At 44.4% G+C, this 3,818-nt stretch carries 6 protein-coding genes; 4 read left to right on the top strand and 2 right to left on the bottom strand.

Features of this window, described 5'->3' with window-relative positions:
• Positions 1–300, bottom strand: a 300-nt coding sequence (locus H3T44_RS08985) for a hypothetical protein (protein ID WP_198196960.1), incomplete at its 3' end; no start/stop codon positions are given.
• 318 nt (positions 301–618) lie between these two features.
• The gene (locus tag H3T44_RS08990; RefSeq protein WP_198196961.1) at positions 619–807 is read right to left on the bottom strand and encodes a hypothetical protein; all 189 of its coding nucleotides are present in this window, start codon (positions 805–807) and stop codon (positions 619–621) included.
• Positions 808–903: 96 nt separating this feature from the next.
• On the opposite strand from H3T44_RS08990, the gene H3T44_RS08995 reads away from it, so the two are divergent.
• The 4 genes from H3T44_RS08995 to H3T44_RS09010 all read left to right on the top strand — a co-directional run bounded on the left by H3T44_RS08995 (position 904) and on the right by H3T44_RS09010 (position 3,696).
• Entirely contained in the window at positions 904–1,710 is an 807-nt protein-coding gene (locus tag H3T44_RS08995) for a hypothetical protein (protein ID WP_198196962.1), read from the top strand.
• Positions 1,707–2,543, top strand: coding sequence for a hypothetical protein (locus H3T44_RS09000; protein ID WP_198196963.1), 837 nt, complete (start codon positions 1,707–1,709; stop codon positions 2,541–2,543). The genes H3T44_RS08995 and H3T44_RS09000 overlap by 4 nt, the downstream gene beginning before the upstream one ends.
• A 116-nt stretch (positions 2,544–2,659) precedes the next feature.
• Positions 2,660–2,866 carry a hypothetical protein gene (locus H3T44_RS09005; protein WP_198196964.1) on the top strand — a complete coding sequence of 69 codons (207 nt, stop codon included), beginning with the start codon at positions 2,660–2,662 and terminating at the stop codon, positions 2,864–2,866.
• On the top strand, positions 2,863–3,696 hold the full coding sequence (locus tag H3T44_RS09010) for a hypothetical protein (RefSeq protein WP_198196965.1): 834 nt from the start codon (positions 2,863–2,865) through the stop codon (positions 3,694–3,696). The genes H3T44_RS09005 and H3T44_RS09010 overlap by 4 nt, the downstream gene beginning before the upstream one ends.
• Positions 3,697–3,818: the final 122 nt, after the last annotated feature.

Consider the following 3,818-nt stretch of genomic DNA (forward strand, 5'->3'; position numbering starts at 1 on the left):
AGCTGGGGCAAAACCACGACCTATGGCAGGACGGCCATTGACACGGTCGTGAATGGAACAAACTCGGTCACCATCAATAATGAAAACGGCAGGCTTGCCCTCAATGGGGCGCAGATTGTCAACAAAAATCCCGATGTGAAAAACGGGGATGGAACAATCACCAGGGGAACACCCAGCAACGGTTCCATCACCATCAACACAGGAAGCATGTCCATTGCAACGCCGCAGAATGTCAACAGGTATCACAGCAACAACAAGACGGTTGGCATGGAGTTCAGCACACCCCTTAGCGACTATCACAACTTTGGTGAGGGAAAACAGCAGGCAAGTAATGGGTCAAATCTTGATGATTCATTATCTAATGATAGTAATAATATAAGAAATAAAACAAAACTTAATAAGCCTGACACACCCTACACAAACGTTGATCTCTTTGGGGACATACGTGTCATTGACAATGATTACGCGTCAACAGAAAAGGAGATGTCAGGGATTTATGCCGGCACGGGAGGGCTGAATGTCAATGTGAGGGGGGACACGACCCTGACAGCGGGCGCCATCACCAGTGCCGCCGATGCCTCCAGAAACCAGATCAGCACAGGAAGCCTGCAGGGCAATTCAGTCAGGAACCATTCGATATGGAGCGGTTTCGATATCCAGATGAAACAAAATCTTGATACCAAATATGGTATAGATACGGTTGGCACGGTTGAGGGTGGTAAGGAAGTTATAAGTATTCCTGGGAATATACTCGGGAACGGAACGGGCACGAGGATATCTGGCAACAGTATCGTTCACAACAAGCATTCAACGACTGAATCCGTGATCGGGGACAATATCGCCGTGAACGCGGGCAGCGTGAACGGTCATTTCTCGCATGATATCAACGAGGCCAACGGCTATATGGAGGACAAGTTCAATCCTGGCAAGATCAACAATGATTTCAATCTCCAGAACAAGGCGACAGAGGTCATGAACAAGTATGGCAACATGATTGTCGACACGGTTGTCAGTGCGAACAAGCGTGCGGAGAACGTGAAAAATGAAGAGGACAAACTGGATCTGAATCATGCGCTTTCAGAAATCGGCCTGAATAAGAAACCGGATGAATCCCTGATCAATGGCGCGAACGCCACGGCGATAGTCGGGGCCGCGTCCTCGATTGGCGGGGCGATCATGGGGGGTGGCAATGTCGGGCCAACGGCCGCGGGTGCAGCGGGTGGATTGGCTGGCAACATCATCTATAACCACTTCTTCCCTGATGGTCCTTTCGGAAAGGATGACAATAGATTAAATCCTAATAGCCTTAATTATCATCAGGGGAATAATGAATCTGGCAATAAACAAGGATATCATTCTGATACATCACAAAATAATTCAAAACAACAATCACAAAATGCTAATAGTAATGTTAAATACGATGACACGACAGACATAAACAAGATAGCCAGCGGCATGATCCATACCGGGATCATTGGCGGTGCGAGTGCGATTACCGGCATCATGGGTGGCAGTGACAATCTCAATGGCACCAACACAGCCATTGACGCCATCACGGGTGGACTGACAGGACTGGCCCAGAATGCACCCAAAATTGAGAAGAACAAAAACAGGGGCAAAAAGCCGGCCGGTAAAGCGGGGCCGAAACCCAAAGCCGAACAGGCTGACAGGAACCCTGAGCAAACTGAAAAGAAAGGGGATACAAAATGAGACTTTATTCTTTGGCAAGTTTAATGATGATGTGTTTATCTCTAACCGCCTGTGCCAACAAGTATTATATATCTATTTGGAATGAGAAGGGGACTGCGAAGCCCCTTTCCAAAACGGATGATGTAATCAGGGTCGTTGTTCCGGATAGAATTAAAAAATATGTGATTAATGGAAGAAAAGCCGTACCTGGATGGTTAAAAGATTCAAAACTTGCATATTATATAGCTATGGCAAAACTGAATACAGAAGACAGGTTGCAAAATTTAGGTTATCAACTTACAGATACACGCTATATTAAAAATGATATTGGAAAATCAAAACAAATCAAATGGATCAATAATCAGGGTAATACACAGTATGCCATGACACATGGAGGAAAACCAACCGTATTTGCATTGGTTGATTCTAGATTAGTTAATACCTATACACAAAGGTTTATATCCAACGAACCATATTCAAGCGATCCAGGCACAGGTGCGACCACCATGTGGACAAACCATGTCGATGAGGTCACCATGAATAAGGTGGCTATAGGAATTAAACTGGTAAGACCCATTGGTAAAGACAATCCCCTTTATCAATGCAACAATTCCTCTTTGAGTACTGACTTTTGCACTTATCCTGACAGTTATTGGCTAGATACATCTCATTATGAAACAATCTTTTATGGTGTGGGTACGATGACAACAAATGCACGCGATTCAGATTACATTGAAAATCATTTGGTGTCATCGGTATTGTATCAATATCCCAACTTGCTGGGCAAAAAACGTATTCATCAGATCAGCCAGCCTTTCTTCCAGGTAACCAAAGTGACTGATACTCCCCAATAAGTTTATAAACCATTCTTCTTTCTTATGGATATGACGACACCACGGACATAGACAAGATAGCCAGCGGCATGATCCATACCGGTATCATTGGCGGTGCGAGTGCGATTACCGGCATCATGGGAGGCAGTGACAATCTCAATGGCACCAACACAGCCATTGACGCCATCACGGGTGGCCTGACAGGACTTGCCCAGAACGCACCCAAGGTTGAGAAGGGTAAAAACAAAGGCAAAAAGCCGGCCGGTAAAGCGGGGCCGAAACCCGAAGCCGAACAGGCTGACGGGAACCCGGAGCGGACTGAAAAGAAAGGGGATACAAAATGAGACTTTATTCTTTGGTTGGTTTAATGATGCTGTGTTTATCTCTAACCGCCTGTGCCAACAAGTTTTACATTCCTATCTGGAACGAGAAAGGGACTGCGAAGCCCCTTTCCAAAACGGATGATGTAATCAGGGTCATAGTATCGGATAGACTTAAAAAATATGTTGAGAAAACACGAAGTGATGATCCTGATTGGTTAGAAGGATCAAAATTAGGGGCATATATAATGGCGGCAAAACTGAATACAGAAGACAGGTTGCAGAATTTAGGCTATCAGTTAACTGATACACGCTATATTAAAAATGATATTGGAAAATCAAAACAAATCAAATGGATCAATAATCAAGGCAATATTCAGTATGCCATGACACATGGAGGAAAACCAACCGTATTCGCATTGGTTGATTCTAGATTAGTTAATACCTATACACAAAGGTTTATATCCAATGAACCATATTCAAGTGATCCAGGCACAGGTGCGACCACCATGTGGACAAGTCATGTCGATGAGGTCACCATGAATAAGGTGGCTATAGGAATTAAACTGGTAAGGCCCATTGGTGAAGATAATCCTCTTTATCAATGCAACAATTCCTCTTTAAGTGCTGATCTATGTATTTTTCCCGACAGTTATTGGCTAGATACATCTCATTATGAAACAATCTTTTACGGTGTGGGCACGATGACCACGAGTGCACGGGATCCTGATTATATCGAAAATCATTTAACCTCATCGGTATTGTATCAATATCCCAACTTGCTGGGTAAAAAACGTGTCATTCAAATCAGCCAGCCTTTCTTCCAGGTAACAAAAGCCACCGATGATAAATAAAACATTATATTCTCATATAATCCTTCCTTATCAACAGGGACAGCTTTACGGGGATAGGCCTGAGTGCGAGTGGCCTTCTGGCGAACCTTGCTAAGACGGGCTTTGCGGCGGCCAACACGACG

Origin of the sequence: Commensalibacter sp. M0355 (assembly GCF_016101365.1) — a bacterium.
GTDB classification, from domain to species: Bacteria; Pseudomonadota; Alphaproteobacteria; order Acetobacterales; family Acetobacteraceae; genus Commensalibacter; species Commensalibacter melissae.